This window comes from Streptomyces tibetensis (assembly GCF_040647715.1).
Lineage (GTDB): Bacteria > Actinomycetota > Actinomycetes > Streptomycetales > Streptomycetaceae > Streptomyces > Streptomyces tibetensis_A.
Window position 1 is genome coordinate 129,617 of sequence record NZ_JBEZCR010000001.1, and the last position, 20,021, is coordinate 149,637.

The 20,021-nt window shown below is 70.8% G+C and carries 10 protein-coding genes and 1 pseudogene; 5 read left to right on the forward strand and 6 right to left on the reverse strand.

All coding sequences use genetic code 11. The annotated features are described in order from the left end of the window. Positions 1–66 precede the first annotated feature (66 nt). Both AB0B29_RS00585 and AB0B29_RS00590 read left to right on the forward strand, forming a co-directional pair. Positions 67–1,089 carry a Gfo/Idh/MocA family protein gene (locus tag AB0B29_RS00585; protein ID WP_362232032.1) on the forward strand — a complete coding sequence of 341 codons (1,023 nt, stop codon included), beginning with the start codon at positions 67–69 and terminating at the stop codon, positions 1,087–1,089. Between the two features lie 54 nt (positions 1,090–1,143). Beyond that, on the forward strand, positions 1,144–1,902 hold the full coding sequence (locus AB0B29_RS00590) for an SDR family oxidoreductase (protein ID WP_362232035.1): 759 nt from the start codon (positions 1,144–1,146) through the stop codon (positions 1,900–1,902). A 370-nt stretch (positions 1,903–2,272) separates the two neighbouring features. On the opposite strand, the gene AB0B29_RS00595 is transcribed toward AB0B29_RS00590, so the two are convergent. From AB0B29_RS00595 to AB0B29_RS00605, 3 genes are all read right to left on the reverse strand, one after another. Beyond that, entirely contained in the window at positions 2,273–3,400 is a 1,128-nt protein-coding gene (locus tag AB0B29_RS00595) for a D-alanyl-D-alanine carboxypeptidase family protein (protein WP_362232038.1), read from the reverse strand. 73 nt (positions 3,401–3,473) lie between these two features. Further along, positions 3,474–4,460, reverse strand: a complete 987-nt coding sequence (locus AB0B29_RS00600) for an aldo/keto reductase (protein ID WP_362232040.1) — start codon at positions 4,458–4,460, stop codon at positions 3,474–3,476. Between the two features lie 124 nt (positions 4,461–4,584). Beyond that, positions 4,585–4,911 carry a nuclear transport factor 2 family protein gene (locus AB0B29_RS00605; protein WP_362232043.1) on the reverse strand — a complete coding sequence of 109 codons (327 nt, stop codon included), beginning with the start codon at positions 4,909–4,911 and terminating at the stop codon, positions 4,585–4,587. 219 nt (positions 4,912–5,130) lie between these two features. Here AB0B29_RS00605 and AB0B29_RS00610 point away from each other — a divergent pair, with 219 nt between their 5' ends. The 3 genes and pseudogenes from AB0B29_RS00610 to AB0B29_RS00620 all read left to right on the forward strand — a co-directional run bounded on the left by AB0B29_RS00610 (position 5,131) and on the right by AB0B29_RS00620 (position 7,447). After that, positions 5,131–5,688 carry a DoxX family protein gene (locus tag AB0B29_RS00610; protein ID WP_362232046.1) on the forward strand — a complete coding sequence of 186 codons (558 nt, stop codon included), beginning with the start codon at positions 5,131–5,133 and terminating at the stop codon, positions 5,686–5,688. A 58-nt stretch (positions 5,689–5,746) separates the two neighbouring features. Continuing rightward, positions 5,747–6,076: a MazG-like family protein gene (locus AB0B29_RS00615; protein ID WP_362232049.1), complete on the forward strand. Its 330-nt coding sequence runs from the start codon at positions 5,747–5,749 to the stop codon at positions 6,074–6,076. 415 nt (positions 6,077–6,491) lie between these two features. Further along, positions 6,492–7,447 (forward strand): annotated as a pseudogene (locus AB0B29_RS00620) (IS481 family transposase). A 464-nt stretch (positions 7,448–7,911) separates the two neighbouring features. On the opposite strand, the gene AB0B29_RS00625 reads toward AB0B29_RS00620, so the two are convergent. From AB0B29_RS00625 to AB0B29_RS00635, 3 genes are read right to left on the reverse strand one after another with little or no spacing between them, the layout of a single operon-like run. Continuing rightward, positions 7,912–10,341, reverse strand: coding sequence for a UvrD-helicase domain-containing protein (locus AB0B29_RS00625; RefSeq protein WP_362232052.1), 2,430 nt, complete (start codon positions 10,339–10,341; stop codon positions 7,912–7,914). Further along, complete coding sequence (locus tag AB0B29_RS00630) at positions 10,338–17,156, reverse strand: DEAD/DEAH box helicase (RefSeq protein WP_362233839.1); 6,819 nt, start codon at positions 17,154–17,156, stop codon at positions 10,338–10,340. The genes AB0B29_RS00625 and AB0B29_RS00630 overlap by 4 nt, the downstream gene beginning before the upstream one ends. Beyond that, positions 17,093–19,837, reverse strand: a complete 2,745-nt coding sequence (locus AB0B29_RS00635; protein ID WP_362232054.1) for a DEAD/DEAH box helicase — start codon at positions 19,835–19,837, stop codon at positions 17,093–17,095. The genes AB0B29_RS00630 and AB0B29_RS00635 overlap by 64 nt, the downstream gene beginning before the upstream one ends. Between the last annotated feature and the right edge of the window lie 184 nt (positions 19,838–20,021).

The following is a 20,021-nucleotide window of genomic DNA, read 5'->3' on the forward strand; positions in this document are numbered from 1 at the left end:
CGATCGCCACCTATGCTCTCAGCTCGTACGCAGTGCTCGGGGTCACAAGGTGAAGGCGGGGCGGGTATGACGGCGGACACAGTGCGGTGGGGAGTCCTGGCGACCGGCGGTATCGCGGGTGCGTTCACCGCGGACCTGATCGACCTGCCGGACGCGGAGGTCGTGGCGGTCGCGTCCCGGTCCGAGGAGTCGGCGAAGGCGTTCGCGGAGCGGTTCGGGATACCCCGGGCCTACGGCGACTGGAACCAGCTCGCGCAGGACGAGGACATCGATGTCGTCTACGTCGCCACCCCGCACACGGCCCACCGCACCGCCGCCGGCCTGTGCCTCGCGGCCGGGCGGAACGTCCTGTGCGAGAAGCCGTTCACGCTGAACGTGCGCGAGGCCGGGGAACTCGTCGCGCTGGCGCGTGAGCACGGGCGCTTCCTGATGGAGGCGATGTGGATGTACTGCAACCCGCTGGTACGGCGGCTCAAGGCACTGGTCGACGACGGGGCGATCGGCGAGGTGCGCAGCGTCCAGGCCGACTTCGGGCTGGCCGGCCCCTTCCCGCCCTCGCACCGGCTGCGGAACCCGGAGCTGGGCGGTGGCGCGCTGCTCGATCTCGGTGTGTATCCGGTGTCGTTCGCGCAGCTGCTGCTCGGGGAGCCGTCGGACGTCGTGGCGCGGGCCGTGCTCTCCGAGGAGGGGGTCGACCTCCAGACGGCGGCGGTGCTCACGTACGACAGCGGCGCCCTCGGTTCGGTGCACTGCTCCATCGTGGGCGGTACGGCGACCTCGGCGTCGGTCACCGGCTCCCGGGGCCGGATCGACATCCCGCACGGCTTCTTCTTCCCGGACCGTTTCGTCCTGCACCGGGACGGCCGCGACGCCGAGGAGTTCACGGCCGATCCGGCGGACGGGCCGCGCAACAGCATGCGCCACGAGGCGCTGGAGGTGATGCGGGCCCTGCGCGCCGGCGAAACGGAGTCCCCGCTGGTCCCGCTCGACGGCACGCTCGCCGTGATGCGCACGCTGGACGCGATCCGGGCCCGTGTCGGCGTCCGCTACCCCGACGAGGCGGGCGAGCCGGAACTCACGTCGGCGTGAGGCCTTGATCGGGCGTACGGGGGCAGGGGTTCGGCTCCCGTACGCTGCGGGCCCATGAATGCCAAGGACAATGCAATCGCGGTGGTGACCGGCGCGGGTTCCGGGATCGGCCGGGCGGTCGCCGTGGAACTGCTGCGCGCGGGGTGGTCGGTGGCGTTGGCGGGCCGGCGCGTGGAGACACTGGAGGAGACGGCGGCGCTGGTACCCGGGGCCGCGTCCCTGGCGGTACGCACGGACGTCTCCCACCCCGAGGACGTCAGCGCCCTGTTCGCCGCCACCGTGGAGCGCTTCGGCCGGGTCGACCTGCTGTTCAACAACGCGGGTACGTTCGGCCCCGGCGGTGTGCCGGTCGAGGAACTGCCCTACGAGGCCTGGCGGCACGTGGTGGACACGAACCTCAACGGGGCGTTCCTGTGCGCGCAGGCGGCGTACCGGCAGATGAAGGAGCAGGACCCGCGGGGCGGCCGGATCATCAACAACGGCTCGATCTCCGCGCACACGCCCCGCCCGATGTCGGTGGCCTACACGGCGACGAAGCACGCCCTGACCGGCCTGACGAAGTCCCTCTCCCTGGACGGACGGCCGTACGGGATCGCGGTGGGGCAGATCGACATCGGCAACGCGGCCACCGACATGACGTCCCGTATGCAGACGGGAGCGCTGCAGGCGAACGGGGAAGTAGCCCCGGAACCGGTGATGGACGTCGCGGACGTGGCCCGCACGGTACGGCACATGGCCGAACTGCCGCTGGAGGCGAACGTGCAGTTCGCGACCGTACTGGCGACGGCGATGCCGTACGTCGGCCGCGGCTGAGCGCGCGGCAGAATTCGTCAACTCGTCAACCTGCACAAACGGAATAGGAACCTCCGACCCATTGCGGCCGGTAGGGAGCTTATGCTCAACTCTCCTACACCAAAGCTTCACAGTTGGAGCAGGGCGCTTCCGCAGGCCACATCCAGGGGGGAGGCGGCAGTCGTTCCACGGCACCGGGTGGGGGTGGATTCCGCGACGGACCGCGGAGTACGCACCGGTGCGCGTGGAACGACTGCCGCTCACATCAAGGACCGGATGTGTCGGGGCCGGTCTGCGTCACCGGGGGGACGTTGCGGGGCCGGTTTGCGTCACGGGGGGCGTTGCGGGGCCGCGTCAGGATGAGCGTGCCGGAAGGCGCCACGAGGACGCGTCACTTACTGTGCCGTCCCCTCGCTCGCCCGGGTGTCATGCGCCGGCGCAGTGCCCAGGCCCCGCCCGCCAGGAGCGCCACCGCCGTCCCGGCGCCTTCCAGCAGCCGCCCGGTCGAGGGCCCGTGGGTTACCGCGTGCAACGCGGTGGGGCCGTTCCTCGGCCCGGCCTCCGCCCCCTGCCCCTCGATCACCGGCTCGACCAGCACACCCACCGGCCGTGCCGAAGCACCGTGTGCGAAGCCCCAGTCGAGCAGTGCGGCGGCCTCCTCGTAGACGGCTTCGGCACGGTCGGCGGGGTGCATGACGGTGACGAGCAGGGTGCGCCCGGCCCGAGTGGCGGCACCGGTGAAGGTGTTGCCGGCGTCGCTGGTGTAGCCGTTCTTGACGCCGATCAGCCCCGGATACGGCCGCAGGCCCCAGGTTCCGCTCAGCAGCCGGTCGGTGTTCTGGATCTGGAACGTCTTCCCGCCCCCGGCCGGGAACTGTGCGGTCCGGGTCCGGCAGTAGGCGCGGAACCCGGGGTCGCGCAGCCCCTGCCGCGCGAAGAGGGTCAGGTCGTACGCCGAGGACAGCTGCCCGGGGTGGTCGAAGCCGTCCGGGCTGACTACGTGCGTGTCCAGCGCCTGCAGTTCCCGCGCCCTGGCCTGCATGGCGGCGACGGTTTTCGCCACACCGCCGTTCATGTGGGCGAGGACGTGCACGGCGTCGTTCCCCGAGCGCAGGAAGACGCCCTGCCAGAGCTGGTCGACGGTGTACGTGGTTCCGGCCCGGATACCGACGAGGCTGGAGCCCGCCGGGATGCCGGCGAGGTCGGCGGCGGTGACGGTGTGCCGGCCGCCGCGCGGGAACCGGTCGAGCACCGTGTCGGCGAACAGCATCTTCAACGTGGACGCGGGCGGCAGCCGCCGGTGCGCCCGGCAGGCGGCCAGCACCTCACCGCTGTCCTGATCCGCGACAAGCCAGGAACGGGCGGTGAGCCGCCGGGGCAGTCCGGTGGTGCTGCCCACCTGCACGGTGTCGCGGCCGAGACGGTCGCCGCCGAGCACGGGACGGGGTGCAGCGGCCACGGGGGCCGCGGCGGCCAGGGCGAGGAGGGTCCGCCGGGACAGCCGGGCTGAGTCACGCATCCCGCGACGGTACGAAGCGCAGCGGCGCCGGCGTGCCCGGAACGTTCAAGGACTGCCCCAAGGTTTCGCAAGGTCACCGCCCGAGGAGCCGGTCGACCTCTGCGAGCTGCTCTGCGGACAATGCCCCCTTCTCCAGCGCCCCCGCGTTCTCCTCCGCCTGGGCGACCGACCGGAAACCGGGGATGGGCACCGTGCGTGTGCTGCGCGCCCACAGCCAGGCCAGGGCGCCCTGGGCGGGGGTACGGCCCTCGCTGGTGAGGACGTCCCTGAGGGCGTCGACGCGGGCGAGCCACTCCGGGTCGGCACCGGACCCGTCATTGAAGCCTTGCAGCCAGGCCGGGGGCCTGCTGCGGATGTCACCGGCCTCCAACGGCTGCCGGTCCCGGCGCTTCCCGCTGAGCAGCCCCATGGCGAGCGGACTGCGGTTGATGCTCGCGAGGCCGGCCTCCTCGCACAGCGCGAGCATCGCGGGCGCGTCGGTCAGGACGTTGAGGGCGTGCTGGACGGCGGCGCAGTGCGGCCCCTCGGCGAACACGGCGGCGCGAGCGGGGTCGTCGGTGCTCCACGCGTAGGCCCGTATCAGCCCTTCGCGGACCAGTTCCTCGCACGCATCCCGGAGCGGGGCGGCCTGCTCGGGATCGGCGTCGGAGAGGTGGAACTGGTAGAGGTCGACGTAGTCGGTGCCGAGCCGGCGCAGGGAGGCGGTCAGCGCGCGACGCAGATAGGCCGGAGAGTCGTCACTGCCGGTCAGCGTGCGGGTCTCTTCGTCGAAGACGTTGCCCCACTTGGTGGCGACGACGACGTCGGCCCTGCGCTTGCCGAGGGCCCGGCCCAGCACGCGTTCGCTGTGCCCGGCGCCGTAGGTGTCGGCGGTGTCGAAGAAGGTGACGCCCAGGTCGAGGGCGCGCCGCACCGCCCGCACCGACTCCTCGTCGTCGACCTTGCCCCAGCCGAGCGGCTGCCCGTCCGCGGCCTGCCATTCACCGCCGATCGCCCAGCAGCCGAAGCCGAGGGCGCTCACCTCGATGCCGCTGCGTCCCAGCGGCCGTGTGGTCTCCATGCCCGGAGGCTAGGAGTTGGAGTGCACACGAGGACAAGCCCTTGCGGGTAAAGGAATCCGTGCCCTTGCGGGTGAAAGGATCTCAGGGCGTAAGGGGAATCCCGGGCGGGGCGGTGCGGGAATCTCAGGCCTGCCCGGTCTCGAAGCGCGTGATCCGGCCGTCGTCGTCCACCTGGAAACTCCACCGGGTGCGCATCTCGCCCCAGGTGTCGTTGCTGTAGCGGGCGATGAGGGAACGGCCGCCGTTGGACTCGTTGTCGACCTCCATGTGGCCGTGGGAGGAGAAGATCTCCCGGTCGACCCAGTCGTCGAGGTCGCGGTCCGAGCCGTCGTCGGTCATGGTCGCGCCCGGCGCGAGGAGCTCCATGAAGCTGTCGCGGTCGTGGTTGTTCACGGCGGTCACGAAGGCCCGGACGACCGGATCGCTGAGGCGCGTGGTCTGAATCGTCATGCCAGCAGCCTCGTACCGACCACGGCCCCACGCCACCGGTGCCACCCGAACGGCGCCCCGGGAGGGGCCCGCCGGTGTCGTGGGCGGTGACGGGGTGCGACGGTGAGAACGCGAAGGGGAGTTCCTCTGCTCCTGCTGCCTGCAACTCGCTACCTGCTACCTGCTACCTGCTACCTGCTACCTGCTACCTGCTACCTGCTACCTGCTACGGGAGACGACGTGAGGCGTAACGACCGACGCGATCTGGGTCTGCTGCTGCTCCGGCTGGGGGCGGGCGGTGTGCTGGTGGCGCACGGCACGCAGAAGCTGTTCGGCTGGTTCGGCGGCCACGGCATCTCGGGCACCGGCCAGTTCATGGAGTCCGTCGGCTACTCCCCCGGCAAGACGAGCGCGACGGCGGCGGGCCTGGCGGAGACGGGCGGCGGCACGCTGCTGGCCCTGGGACTGGCGACCCCGGCCGCGGGAGCTGCGGCGGCCGGCGCGATGGCGGGAGCGGCGGCGGTGCACACCCCGAACGGCTTCTTCAACCAGGGCGGCGGCTACGAGTACGCGGCGACACTGGGCCTCACGGCAGCGGGCCTGGCCATCACCGGCCCGGGCCGCCTCTCCGTGGACCACCTGCTCGGCCACGCGGTGAACCGCGGCTGGATGATCCCAGCGGCCTTCGCGGCCACGGCGGCGGGCACGGCGGTGGTGGTGGGGGCCCGGGCGAGGCGGCTGCGGAAGGCGAAGGAGGGGGAGCAGGAGGCGTTGTTCGAGGAGGAGTACATGGAGTAGGGGCGGATGGGGCCGGGGCCCGGGGCGTTGTCAGTCCCGCATGGCAGGCTGCGCCCCTATGAACGATCAGACCCCCGCCCCTGACCTCTGGTCCACCATCGACGCCTTGTCGGAATGGCTCGACACCAACCGCCCGGTAGAGGGCCGCGAGGGCCTCCTCCTGCGCATCCTGAAACTCTCCGAGGAGGTCGGCGAGGTCTCGGAGGCGGTGATCGGGGCGACGGGGCAGAACCCCCGCAAGGGGGTCACACACACGTGGGAGGACGTGCAGGCGGAGTTGTGTGATGTCGCCATCACGGCGCTGATGGCGTTGCGGACGCTGACGCCGGAGGCGAAGGAGGTGTTCGGGGGGCATTTGGAGCGGGTCAGGACGCGGTCGACGGCATGATCAGGTCGCATTGATTTCGGTAAGTCCGCCCTCCAGCTTCAATCCCTGCAAACACCGAAGCAGGGACAGTTCGTTCCGCGACCTTGACCGGCAAGCAGTGAAGTGACGCCACTAGGGATCTCGGTAGCGCTATTCAGGGTCACACCGAATCGCATTGATCGGCGTTCACTACTCCTTGAAATCGAACACGAAAGCCCGTATATATGCGGGGACTCGAGAGTGACATTACAGAAGACGCAAGTCGGGCTGAACGCCGGATACTCATTGGAAAATCTTCCTGACCTGCGCTTCGAGGGGTCGGTGTGACCTGCTAGGTGTATTGATCACGAGCGTTGTTAACGCTTGCCGGGCTTGATCATGGCGAAGGCCTCCGTGTGTGGTGGAGGTGTCGAATCTTCACCGCACGGAGGCCTTCTTGTCCCACCGTAATGCCCGACTGACCGTTCACGGCAGGCGGCTGCTGGTCGAACGTGTCCGCTCCGGCCGTCCCGTCGCCCATGTCGCCGCCGAAATGGGCATCTCCCGTCCCACAGCCCACAAGGGATCCGGCGGTGGCGGTCCGAGGGCGAGAGCGGACTCATCGACCGCTCCAGCCGTCCCCGCAGGACACCGCACCGCACCGCATCCTCCACCGAGGCGCATGTCTGCAGGCTGCGGCAGGACCGCAAACTCGGCCCGGCACGCATCGGACCGATCCTGGGCCTGCCCGCCTCCACCGTGCACCGCATCCGCACCCGCCATGGCCTGAACCGGCTGGCCTTCCTGGACCGGCCCACCGGCCAGGTCATCCGCCGCTACGAACGCGACCGTCCCGGCGAACTCATCCACGTCGACGTCAAAAAGCTCGGCCGCATCCCCGACGGCGGCGGCCACAAGGTCCTGGGCCGACAAGCCGGCCGGGCCACCCGCAGCGGCATGGGCTTCGACTACATCCACTCCGCCGTCGACGACCACACCCGCCTCGCCTACAGCGAGATCCACAGCGTCGAGAAGGCCGCCACCTGCGCGGCCTTCCTGCGCCGGGCCGCGGTCTTCTTCCAAACCATCGGCATCGACCGCATCGAACGGGTCCTGACCGACAACGCCTGGCCCTACCGCAAAAGCTTCGCCTGGCAACAGGCCCTAACCGACCTCGACGCGACCGGCAAGCTCACCCGCGCCTACCGGCCCCAGACCAACGGCAAGGTCGAACGCTTCAACCGCACCCTGCTCGACGAATGGGCCTACCAGCGGCCCTACACCACCAACGACGAACGAACAGCAGCTCTGGCAGACTTCCTGCACACCTACAACCACCACCGCTGCCACACCGCACTCGGCGGCCAGCCACCCATCACCCGCGTGAACAACCCTGCGGGCCAATACACCTAGGTCTTGGTTGCGCAGGCGATCGGAGGGAGGCAGATGAACCGCTGCGATCCACACCGGTTTGACCTGAGCTACTCAATGCCAGTCACAGCAATCTCCCTCCGATTCACCGAATAGACAAAGGCTTAGGCGGCGGACGGATCAGGACTTCTCTGGGCGCTCGGAATAGTCCTCGCTCGAGTCCCTATGGGGACGTTTGCCGCAATACGAGGCCAGACACACGCATCGGCCGAAGTAAAGTCAGCCTTCTGCCTACGCCTCACCCTGCACAGTGATGCCTGACCGCCAATACCGCGGCCCACCTGTCGACCGCCCACCTGAGCCTCAATTCTCCCGACCGCACGGAGAGGGCCGCCATGGCGGCCCTCGATCACAGTGGAGGAGTGGGGCCAACGGCACGGCGCGCTGAAATATCGGCGAGCGGAGCGGGCTGAGTCGGCTTCGCCTACACGACGATCACCGCACGGTCAGGCGGCGGTAGTTTCCGACGAACCGGACGGCGGTCCGTCGTGCCTCAGCAGGTCGGCGGCTCGGTGGGCGGTTTCGTCGGCGTCCTCAGGAAGGAAGCGGCTGGCCTCGCCGCTCCAAGTGACGATCAGCTCGTCACGTGCGCGGGTGGCGGCGACGAACACCAGAGAACGGGCGCGCTGTTCTTCCTGGTGGTAGCGGCCCGGGTTCGCGAGCCGGTACTGCTCGATGCGCTGATGCGGTACCTGGCCCTCGCCGATGGAGGTAAGGAAGACGCGCTGAAACTCCAGGCCCTTGAAACGGTGCATGGTCCCGATGCGTACGGCGTCCAGGTCGGCGCGAACTCCCTCCCGCCTCAACTCGACCACCGGGATGCTGAAGGGTTCCCGGGCCAAAACATTGGCGAACTCCTGAGCAGAGCCCCCATCGGGCACACTCACGGCCATCGCGGAGTACGGCGTGCCATAGACATCATGGCGTTCCTGGATGAGGGTCGCCACCGCCCTCATCTCGGTGAGCCGGTCTGGGGCCCGCCAGAACTGCGGGGCCAGCCCGGTGAGGACGGATCGGTAGCCGTCGAGCGTGTCGGTGCCCGCGTCGAGGTCGTCGAAAGAGGCACCCTCGATCAGACGGTTCGCGCTGCCCAGGATCTGACGGGTGGTGCGGTAGTTGAGGGTGAGACGCCGTGAGGCGCGGCCGCGGACCTCGATGCCCTGGCGGCCGAGCACCACCTGGTTGCCGTAAATGCGCTGGTGGGCGTCGCCCACCAGGAAGATGTCGTTCGGCCCCTTGCGGACCATGGCACGCAGCATGCGCCAGTGCGAGGCGGACAGGTCCTGTGCCTCGTCGACGACGATGTGCTGGTAGCGCGGCTTCAGCCACATGCCGCTGCCCGCCTCGCGGTGGACCAGGTCGCGGCCCCCCACTTCCTCCTTGTAGCGTGCCTGTTCCTCGGCGCGGGCCATCCGGCGTTGTTCGATGGCGGCCGCTGCTTCGGCGATCAGCGCGTACGTCGTCTGCCGCGGCGAGGACTCCAAGTGGGCCTTGTAGGCGAGCACGAGCTGCCAGATCTCGTGGCGCTGGGCGGTGGTGACGCGTGGGCGTCCCGAGCGGGTGACGCGTCGGTAGGCCTCCCAGGAGCCGCATCCGCCCGCGACGATCACATGCCTGAACTCCGTTTCCAGGAAGTCGGCGTCGTACTGGAAGCTGTTCGTCTCGGTGATGACGGTGTGCCACAGGTTCATGGCCGCGTTGTCGTCGATCGGCCGGCCCAGCTCCACCCGGGATTCCTGGACGATCTCACGGGCGAGTAGGTCAACCGACTTGACGTCGACGCGGGCCAGGAGTTCGTCGCCGCCCAGCTGGCGCAGCCGCTCCTTGAGATCCAGCGCGAGGTTGGTGTTGTAGGTGGTGAGCAGAACCGCGTGGGAGTGGCCGGGCGGCAGCCTGTCGACCAGGTGACGAACCCGGTGGAGGGCGACGACCGTCTTGCCGGTGCCCGGACCGCCCGTGACTTTCGCTGAGCCCTTGAAGTCACCGGTGGCGAGGCGCTTCTGCTCGGGGTGGAGGAACAGCCTCCAGGCGTCGAAACTCTTGCCGAGCGCGCCGAGCACGGCGTCGTCGTCGGTCTCGGCCTGGGACACGGCACGCTGGGCCGCACGCGAGAAGTCACGGGGATTGACGTCCTCCTCCGCACGCCACTTCTCCGTGATGTGCTGCCGCACTTCCTCCGGATCCACGCGGTCGCGCAGTGCGAGGAGGACGTCCCGTGTGAGTTCCGGAAGGTTGTGGGCGAGCAGTGCGTCGAACTGCTCGTCAGTGCGGACCTTCCGCAGTGCCGACAGGAGGGAGCGGACGACTCCGAGGTCGAGAAGGAGCTCGTCGTCATATCGGGCGAAAAGCGGGGTGCGGAGGCTGCTCGTGGGGGTCGCTGCCGGTGGGGCGGCGTCGGTGCGAGGCGTGTCCGGTGCGGCGTCCGTCCTGGCCGCCCCGTCGCGTGGGGCGTCCTCCGTGGTGGGTTCCGTGCGGTCCGGCAGGGCGACGACCTGGGCGCTGACCTCACTCTGGTCGACCACCTCGATCGCGCCCGACACGGGGTTGATCTCCACGGTGAGCCGGGCGAGTTCGGCTCCGGCCTGAGCTCCGTCACGCACCGCGAGGACCCGCATCTCGTCCTCGCCGTCGGTCGACAGGAGCAGGACCATGCAGGTCTCGGCCTGTGCGAGGTGGAGGTCCCCGTTGGCGCCCGCGGCCCGCAGGAAGGTCCGGCCCAGGGCCCGGTTGTTCCGGTCGGCCCGCAACCGGTGGACGAAGGTCGCGACCGCGTCCCCCACGGCACCGCCCCGGCGCCGGATGTCCTCGTGGGCCTGGAGCCCCACCTGCACCCGCGTCCTGGCCCGGCCCCCCGGCCGACCCGCCGCGTAGCTCATCGCGCGCCCCCCTTCTCGCCCAGCAGCCGGGCGAGTTCCGCAGTGTCCCAGTCACCCGGCGCGCGTACGTGCCAGCCGGCTGACGCGCACTGGGCCATGTACTCCGTGTCTTCGGCGTCCTCCCCGAGGACAATGCCGATCTTATGGGCGGGCCAGGCGAGTTCGATGGTGCGGGAGACGCCCTCGACATCCCAGCCTGCCTTGCCGGCAGGCACGTCTTCGTGGGCCGACAGTTGCTCGGCGAGCACCGCGACCTCGGGATCTCCCCACTTGGACAGCTCTTCGACGACCAGTTGCCAGGCGGTTCGCTCCACGAGAGTCATGCCCTCGTCCGCTTCCGGGGTCCCCTTTTCCGGCTGCTCCTCGGGTGCCGCCGGGTTGACGGCATGCGGGCGGCCCTCGGCGTCGTCGAGGTCCTCGGGCAGGGCGAGCCCGGTGCCCGGTGCGTCTGCGCGCAGCGCGGCCAGAAGGCCCGTGCCCAACCCGGCAGTGGCGGCGAGCAGAGAGGCGTCGAAGGTGTCGAGTGTGGAGCGGGCGAGGGTGAGTCCGTCGGCCTGACCCGCGCCGGTGGGGTCGAGGAACTGGATGATGTTCCCCCAGCTCAGCCAGGCCTTCCAGCGGCGCCTGTGGTCGGGCCGGTCACCTTCGACCGCTTCGGGCCGATCGTCGAGCACGGCGAGAGCACTCCAGCGCAGCGCCTTGGCGTCGGCGCGCCGGGCTCCGGCGAGGACGAGAGGCAGCCCTGAACCGTCCTGGAACGAGAGCAGTTTGAGCCCTTGTCCCGTGACGGCCGGGGCGGGCTCGTCACGGACGGCGGCCTCGATCCACCCGGTCGCGGTGACCGCGTCGGCGTCGACGAGGTCATTTCTACGGAGGAAGGCGGGCGCGCTGATCGCAAGCTGGGCGAGTTGCTGCCACTTGTTCAGCCGGGGGTCGCGCAGGAAGCCCAGCAGGGATGGGATCGCCCCGTCGTAGAGGAGGGCGTCGGCCTCCGAGGGATCCCGTCGTGCGTTCGCCCACTGCTTGCGCACCATGGCCCCCGGCCCCGCGGGGGAGGTCACGTCGTACGGCGGCCAGGCCGCGTCGGCCTCGGGGCCGGCGACAACGGGAGCGAGCGGATCGCGAGGCTCGTCCACGTCCTCGGCCGGCTCGTCCGGCGGAGTCCTCAGGGCCTTCTCCCAGGCCACCACGTCGTCCCAGGTGATCTGCCAGACGAGGATGCCGTCGGCGCGCAGCAGGGCACGCTTGGCGGCGTCGGCCGCGATCCGGTTGGTGCGGCAGGAAGCGTGCCAGCGGTAACCGTCGAGGTAGACGGCGATCGGCATGGGGGGCGCGCCGTCGCTCGTGGTGTCCCCGGTGATCGGGCGGAAGAGGAGGTCGGGGCGGGTGCGGTAGCCGTGCAGGTCCTTCTGGGCCACGACCTCCCAGCGGACCCGGCCGCCGCCGGGCCGGGTGAGGGTGAACTGCTTACCCTGCCTGCCGGTGGGGGTCTCTTCGTGGTCCGCGGGAGCACCGTTGTCAGGGACGGCGAGCCAGCGGTCCAGGGCCTCGATGAAACGGCGCTCGAGGTCGCTCTCCGCCTGCGCGGCGAACCGGATCTCGGCGTCGGCCGACTCCTTGCGGAAGTCCCATCCGCTGTGCCCGTCGGCGCCCAGCAGATCGTCGAGCATCCACAGGGCTTCCTGCCGGTCGAGGTCCTTGTAGTCCCGTTCCGGGGCGTAGCCGAGGAGGCAGAGGTGGCAGGCGCGGCGCCCCTGGGTGTCCTTGCAGGGGCAGACCCGCAGCGCGTCCTGGGCCTCGGCGAGCACCGCCCGGAACTCCTCGCCGTCACGCTCCACCAGACGCTGGAGGTATCCGGTCCCGCCGGGGAGCGCGTCGTACAGCACCAGGTAGTTGCGGGTGAGCTCGCTGTCCCGGTCGGGCTCGGTTGCTGGGGCGGAGCGGATGTGCGCGGGGTCGCCGCCGTAGCGCCGGGCGAGGCCCAGGTGGAGCGCGGCGGAGAAGGAGGCGAGGCGTTCGGGCACGTTGAGGGTGGCGGCGGGGAGCAGGATGCGCAGTGCCTCCGTGCGGTGCTCGGTGGCGGTGATCACCTGCACGTCCTCGGGCGCGGCCTGCTTGTCGCGGCGGCGGGTGGGGCACCACGGCCGGTGGTGTGCGAGCTCGGGGCGGCCGAGCAGGGACTGGCTGAGCGATTCCTGGGTGGGGCTGTGACCGGGTTCCCGGTCGGTGGCGCCGCCGCACCGCGGGCACACGGTGAACCCGGTGGGGGTGGCCACCTCGGTGCCGGCGAAGTAGGTGTCCTTGGGGCGGCCGTGCCGGGCCTTGCCGAGGTTGAAGCGGCGGATGACCGCCTCGCGGACGTGGTCCACCCCGAAGGTCCTGTTCTTGTGCCGCCAGGTCTCCTTGATGTTCTGCCGGTCGACGTCGACGGCGGTGACGGTGGTGTAGGTGGTCCGTACCCGGTTCTCGTGGTCGTCGACGATCCGGGCGTCGTCCCGCTTGTCGTGGGCGGTCACCTTGCGCGGCACGACCACCTGGAAGACGGCGCTGCGTCCGCCGATGCCGTGGCCGCCGCAGCGCGGGCAGGGCGAGGTGTCCTGCTCGGCCCGCTCACCGGTGCGGACGTGGCCGCACTCCCGGCAGATCCGCCAGGTGCGCAGTCCGACCGGCAGGCCTGCCGGTGAGCCCTTCCTGGTGGGACCGAGGTCGAAGCCGTCGACGACGTGCCGGTAGCCGCGCACGTAGTAGGCGTTGCCCGGGGCGAGTTCGGTGAGCGCGGCCTCGGCGGGCCGGTCGTAGACACGCGGTTCGCTGCTCCACTTGGTCTTGGGCGCGTCCCCGGCGTCCGGCTTCCCGTCAGCCGTACGGGCCTTGCGGACGGGCTCCTTGAAGGTGAGCATCGCCTCCAGTCGTACGCCGTCCTCGACGAGGCTGTAGTTGGGCAGCAGCCCGTGCTCGACGAGGAAGCCCTGGGCGTCGGCCTGGGCCATCTCCTGGAGCCGCTTGCTGACGCCGGTCGCCTCCCGGATCAGGGTGCGCTTCTCACGGGCCTCGTCGTCCACGGATTCCTGGAGCGCGTCCGCCGCATCGTTGATCATGTCTTTGCGCCGGACGAGTTCGGCACGCTCGGCCTGCCAGGCGCGCTCGGCGGCGTCCAGCTCCTGGCCCAGTTTCTCCGCGGCGAACCGCCGCAGCACCTTGCGGGCATCGCTGGAGGCACCGGATCCGGGAACGCCCTCGATCTCGGGGAACAGGCGCAGGAATTCGTCCGCGAGGTCCAGGCGGCCGACCGTCGCCTGGCCGAACTGCTTCAACCAGCCGGAACGGCCGACGAGCTGGGTCACCCGGTCCGGCAGCGGAATGACACCCTCCAGGGCACCCCGGGCCGCGCGGTCGATCAGGAACGCCGTGTACTGACGGCACAGCAGCTCACCCGCCGACAGGAAGCAGCCGGGCGGCAGGATCGGGCCCGCGATCAGGTGGCGTGGTTCGGCGAGGTGGTACAGCGCGCGGGGGCTGGTGTCGGCGAGCGACACCGTGAAGGCGTTGCCGGTGGCGCGCCCGGCGCGGCCGACCCGCTGGACGTAGCCGGCCGTGGACGGCGGCAGCGAGGCCAGGATGACCGACTCCAACTGGCCGATGTCGATGCCGAGTTCGAGGGTCGGGGTGCAGGACAGGACGTTCGGGTCGGTGTGCTTGACGCCGCGCCGGAAACCTTTCTCCACCTCCTCGCGCTCCTTGCGCTTGAGGACACCGGTGTGTTCGGCGGCGACCACGCTGTACGGCTTGGCCTCCCGGTACAGACGCCGGTAGTAGTTGGAGCGGGGGTCGCGGGCCGCCCGGCCACCGACCTCGGCGGACGGCCGGGCGAGGGCTCCCTCGCAGCGCTTGAGCGGGCAGCGCATGCCCTGCCACACCTCGGCGCGCTCCGGCGGGACGGTCTGCGTCCAGCCGCACTCCCGGCAGGTCAGCACGGAGAGCGGGGTCTGTTCGTCGTCCAGCGGACGTACGCGTACATGGCCCGGTGTGAGCCCGTACACCCCGTGGCCCTGCTGCTTGTCGGCGGTGTTGGTCCGCCGCCGGGCCAGTGCGCCGATGTCGTCGTGGGCCAGCTGCTCGAACAGCGCGGCCAGGTACTCCCCCGCCGTCTGCCGGTCCAGCCCCAGGCAGCGCTGGGTGAAGTCGACGTACCAGCTGTCCCGGGTGTCCACCCGCTCGAAGTCCGTGCTTCCGCTGCGGGCGCCGACCAGCACGAACGCCGGCGCTTCGGAGTTGCGGCCGAAGGCGGGCATACCGGTGGGACGGCCCGTCCAGACCGGGTAGCGGGTTCGGCCCTCCTCGTCGATGAAGTCGTCCAGCCAGGTGTGGTGGATGCCGCCGATCTGACGGATGTGTTCGAGGAGTCCGCGGACGAAGCCCTCGAAGTAGCGGAGCCGCTCGGGGGCTCCCGGGGCGGGGGGTCCGCTCGCCGCACCAGCGGCAACGGGCAGGAGCTGCCCCTGGTGGAAGCCGAACAGAGCCTCGGCCGCCTTGGCCGCTTTCTCGGGCTCGGGCAGATGCACCTCGGCCGCGACCGTGCGGGTCAGTTCCAGGGTGCGGCCGAGGCGGGAGTGCAGGCCGAACTCCAGCAGGGTGTTGAAGGCGAGGCGCTGGCCGACGAGCTCCCAGGTCGACTCCGGGATCCGCTTGCGTCCTTCGAGCAGGCGCTTGACCTGGGCCACGTCATGCAGGTCGGGCGGGACGACGGAGGCGAGGACCCGCTTCTCCTGTACGGCGGCCCGACTCACGAGGGAGGCGATCAGTTCGTTGAGCGGAACGCCGTCGGCCGCGTAGGCGGGGTCCGTGCGGACGCGCTCGGACAGCTGCTCGTGGATCAGCGAGCGCAGCGAGAACTTCCAGGCGCGGCTGGCCACGAAGCCGGCGCGATGCGCCGCGTCCTGCACCGAGTCGTTGAAGATCAGCGTCTTGCGGCGGTCCCGCTTCTCCTCGTCCTCGGCTGGCAGTTCGCCGCCGGTGAAAAGCTGAGTGACCACGACCGAGGCGAGCGGGGCGACACCGGCACCGAGGAAGCGGATTCCCTGGGCCTGCCCGCAGGCGGGGCAGCGGTCCTGCTTGGAGTAGTCGCCGCGCTCCTGGTTCTCGAACCAGGTCCAGACGTAGACGCCGTTGTCCGGGGCGGGAGAGATCCCGCCGTCGGCACGGAGAACCTCGTCCGGGTCCAGTCTGCGCAGCGCCGTGCCGTTGTCCTCCAGGACCATCAGGGTCGCGTCGTGCGCGGCGCCCCGCCGGCCGCGCTGGGCGCGGCGCGCGAGTGTGGCGCGGGCCTGTTCGGCGGCCTCAGCCGGGGTGGCCGCGATCATCGCCCGCACCCGGCCCTTGGCGGCTCCGCCCGCCACGCTGGCCCGGTAGATCTCGTCCGGGGCGTGCACCAGGTTCTGCGGATTGCGGTCGGGACATATCGCGGACCATCCCGAGCGCCCGCAGTGCCGGCAGTAGGCGGCCGGCAGCCGCCCCGAGGCGCGCGCCTTCCGCCGCCGCTCCACCTGCGCGGCCACCGCCACCGCTTGCCGGTCGGCTTCGGCGCGGTTGTGCTCGGCGAGGGCGGCCTGGTCGGCGTCCGACCAGGAGAACACCGGTTCCGGGCTGACGAACCGCAGCACCCGCGACAGCGCCCGCAGCCACAGATGTGTCTCCACGAGCAGCAGCGGCCGTTCCTCGTCGGCGGGCGCGTCGGGATCGCGGGCCACGGAGATCAGCGCCACGAAGCGCGCCAGCGCGGCAGCGGCCCGCTCCGGGGCCTGTGCGGCGGCGGCGCGCCAGGCCGAGGTGGCGTCGAAGCCTTCCAGCACCTCCAGGGCCGTCAGAGGCGCGTCCTTCGTGTGCAGCAGCGCGCGTGTGAGGGGATGGGCGAGCAGTCGCCGCCCCAGCTCGCGCGGGTCGGCCGTGTCGCACCCCAGGGTGGCACGGGCCACGGCGTCCATGCCGCCGGGTGTGCGCACCGGGTCCGGGAGGCCGGCCAGTTCCTCGGGAGACGGCAGGGGCAGCGAGTGGTCGACGGGTGAGAGGAACTCGTCGATGTCCCGCCGGTCCTCCCCCACCACCGCGTCGTCCGGGAACCGTACGCCGAACACCTGCGAGGCCACGTCCAGCATGGCCCGCGCCCCACCCGCCCCGCCGCCGGACCCGAGGGTCGCGGAGGTCGCCACCGGACAGATCGACCCGAGCGGCCGTCCCTTCTCGGCGGCCCCGACCACGGCCGCGAGGCGGCGCAGCAGCATGGCCACGTCGGTGCCCTGGGCGCCGTCGAAGGTGTGGAACTCGTCGATCACGACGTACGCCACGTCCGCGTCCCGCCACAGGGAGGCGTCCTGCTGCCGCTGGAGCAGCAGGTCCAGCATCTTGTAGTTGGTGATCAGGATGTCCGGCGGGTTGCGGCGGATCTCGGCCCGGTCCACCATCACCCGCCCGTACGGCGGCTCGGACCCGCGCGCGGCCGAGGCCTCGCCGATGTACAGCCCCGCCGTGACGTCGTCGAGGCGCCTGTCGCGCTCGAACAGGTCGCCGAGGCGCTTGGCCTGGTCACCGGCCAGGGCGTTCATCGGATACAGCAGTACGGCCTTGATGCCCGCCTTCCCGGCCTCCCGCGCGCGGCGGCAGTGGTCGAGCACGGGGATGAGGAACGACTCCGTCTTGCCGGAGCCCGTGCCGGTCGTCACGAGGGTCGGCTCGGGCCGGTGCCCGTCCTTGCCGGTCAGCCGGGCGAACGACTCCGCCTGGTGCGCGTAGGGCCGGAAGCGCGCCGGGAACCAGTCCAGGTGGCGTTCCCAGCCAGGGTGAGGAACACCGGCTCGGGCAGGTGGGTGCGGTCCACCTGGATCACCGGTGCCTGCTGACGACCCAGCTGGACCAGGACCTTGTCGGTGATCCACTCCATGACGGGGTGCAGCTCACCGACGTAGTGGGCGTCCGGCCACAAGGAGGAGGAATCGGCGTCCTCACGGGCCCGCTTCAGGGAGTCGGCCGCGTCCTTCTTGCTGAAGGTGAGCTTCATCCGGCGGGTGATGCCCTGGTCGCGCAGGTAGCCGGCGGGCAGCACGTCGAGCCGGTCGGCGAGGTCGTCCGGGGTGTCGAAGCTGAGGTCGGTGCCGTTCACGGTGGTGTCCAGGCGGAAGGGTTCCAGGTCGGCCAGTTCCGCGAGGCCGGCGAGGACGTATTCGCGGCGGTCCTTGAACAGGCGCAGTTCCTCGACGTGGTGGAGGGGAGCCTGGGCGGCGGTCTGCGCGGCGGGGACCGGCTCCTCCTGCGGGGCGCCGGGGGTGTTCGGGGTGTCGGGGGCCTGGTCGAAGTCGAAGCCCGCGTCGCCGTCGTAGTCCGTGTCGAAGTCGAAGTCGGCGTCCTCGAACGGGTCGCCGTCCGCGCCGAACTCGGCGTTCAGCTGTTGCGCGAGCGGCAGGTCCGCCGCCGTGACGCCCTCGTCCAGGGGAACGGACTCCAGGTCCGCGACGGCCTCCTGCGGTGCCTCGCCCTTGAGCAGCGCCTCCATGACGCGCTGCTCCTCCAGGTCGCCGTCGTTCTCCTTCGTCGCCGCCTCCACGGCTCCGAGGACGGCGTGCACCCTCGCCTCACGGGCGAGGACCTTCTCGGCGATGTCGGTGTCGTCGAGCGCGCCCTCGACGGACGATTCGAGGATCATCGCGCGGAACTCGGGCGGCTCGGTCTGGCCGTACCGGTCGATGCGGCCGTTGCGCTGCTCGACCCTGATCAGGCTCCAGGGCAGGTCCCAGTGGATCAGGTGGTGGCACTGACGGTGCAGGTTGACGCCCTCGGAGGCGCCGTCGCCGGTGAGCAGCAGACGGACGTCGCCGCCCGCGCGGGCGAACTCGTCGACGTACTCCATCTGCACCTTGTCCGAGACGCCGGTGCTGTGCAGCACCTTGACGGCGGCCTTGGCGTCGTCCCTCTTCTTCCAGCCAAGCAGTGGGGGGAGCACATCGCCGAGCCAGTCGAGGGTCTCGCGGCGCTCTGAGAAGACGACCGCCCGGGGCACGTTGCCCGCCCCCACGCCGATGCGGCGCAGCTCCGTGACCAGACCGGCGAGCTTGGACGTAGCGGTCAGCCCGTCCTCCCCGCCGGCCGCGCGGTCGATGGCGCGGGCGAGCTCCATGAGACGCAGGAGGGAGGCGGCCTCGGGCGTGCGTGCCTCGACGTCGGCCGGGGGCGCGTCGACGATCTTGTGTCCGTCGGGGAGGCGGTGACCTGTCTTGGCGAGCCGCTCACGCACCGTGGAGAACAGGGCCCGGTGCGAGGAGAGGAACGACTTGAGCAGGACGTACGGGAACAGTCTGTCCTCCGTACCGGCCTGGGCTTCGGGCTGCTTGAGCCAGTGCTGGGCCAGCTCCTGGAAGACCTCCTCCTCCAGCTCGTTCGCCTGGCAGCGCACCGGGTGGGAGCTGCCGCGCGGCGCCCAGTGGTCCTTGAGCTGCGCCGCGACCTCGGCGCTGACCTTGGTGCGGCGCAGCATCAAGTGGTCCAGCTCTTCGGCCTTGGGGTTGCAGGGGTCCTTGACCGCCATGGGGTCGAGGAGGCGGATCAGGCCGGTGAAGGCCTGCATGTCGCCGTTGTGCGGGGTCGCGCTGGCCAGTACGAGGGCGTCGGTGCGCTCGGCCAGGAGGTCGGCGAGTGCGCGCCGGTCGCTGCCCTGGTTGATGAGGTTGTGGGACTCGTCGATGACCACCGCGTCCCAGCGGATGTGCTCCAGCCAGGGGCGGTAGCGCTTGGGGTTCTTGAGCGTGTCCATGGAGATGATCACACGCTTGAAGTACGTGAACGGGTTGCGGCCCGCCGGGATCTTCCGTTCGATCCGGGCGATGCCGGCGCTGTCCAGCCGCACCAGCGGGAGGGAGAAGCGCGTCCACATCTCGTGCTGGAACTGTTCGAGCACGGGAGCCGGTGTGACGACGAGGATGCGCTCGCCCCGGCCGCGCCGAATCAGCTCGCTGAGCAGCACCCCGATCTCCAGGGTCTTGCCGAGCCCCACGACGTCACCGATCAGGAGCCTTGGCCGCAGCGGGTTCGCCAGGGCCTTCGCGGCGGGCCGCAGCTGGTAGTCCATGCGGTCGAGGAGGAAGCCGTCGGCCAGTGCCAGCCGGCGTTCGGTCTGCGGGAGCGGGGTTTTGCGGAGCACGGCCTCCAGGAAGAGGCGGCTGCGCCGGAAGTGCGGCGAGCGGTCGCCGATGAGCTCGGTGTCCTCGGGGAGCAGGATCCGCGGCTGGTCCATCGTGGGCACGAGGAACCGGGTTTCCTGGCCGCGCACCAGTTCAGACGCTCCGACCGCCTCGATCACGAATTCGCCGGGGCGCACCTCGTCGCTGCTGCGGACCATCCACTCCTCGTCCCGCACCTCGATCACTGTGCCAGCGGGCGGAGCTCCTTCGGGTTGCGCCAGGGCCTGGGCGGCGGGGCGGTCCTCGGTGCTGCCGGGCGCGGTGTCGGGCATGGGGTGCGGGTCCTTTCGGGTGGTACGGGGAACGCCCCGCGGCGGTGAAGCCTGGTGGTGGCCGATGCCGCCGGGGCAGGGCGTCCCTGTGAAGCCTAGGGCTCCGGAGAGGTGCGGTGGGAGGCTTACGGAGGACGGCTCAGGGCTTCGGCGATCAGGCCTGGCAGGGCACGGCGTGAGGGGC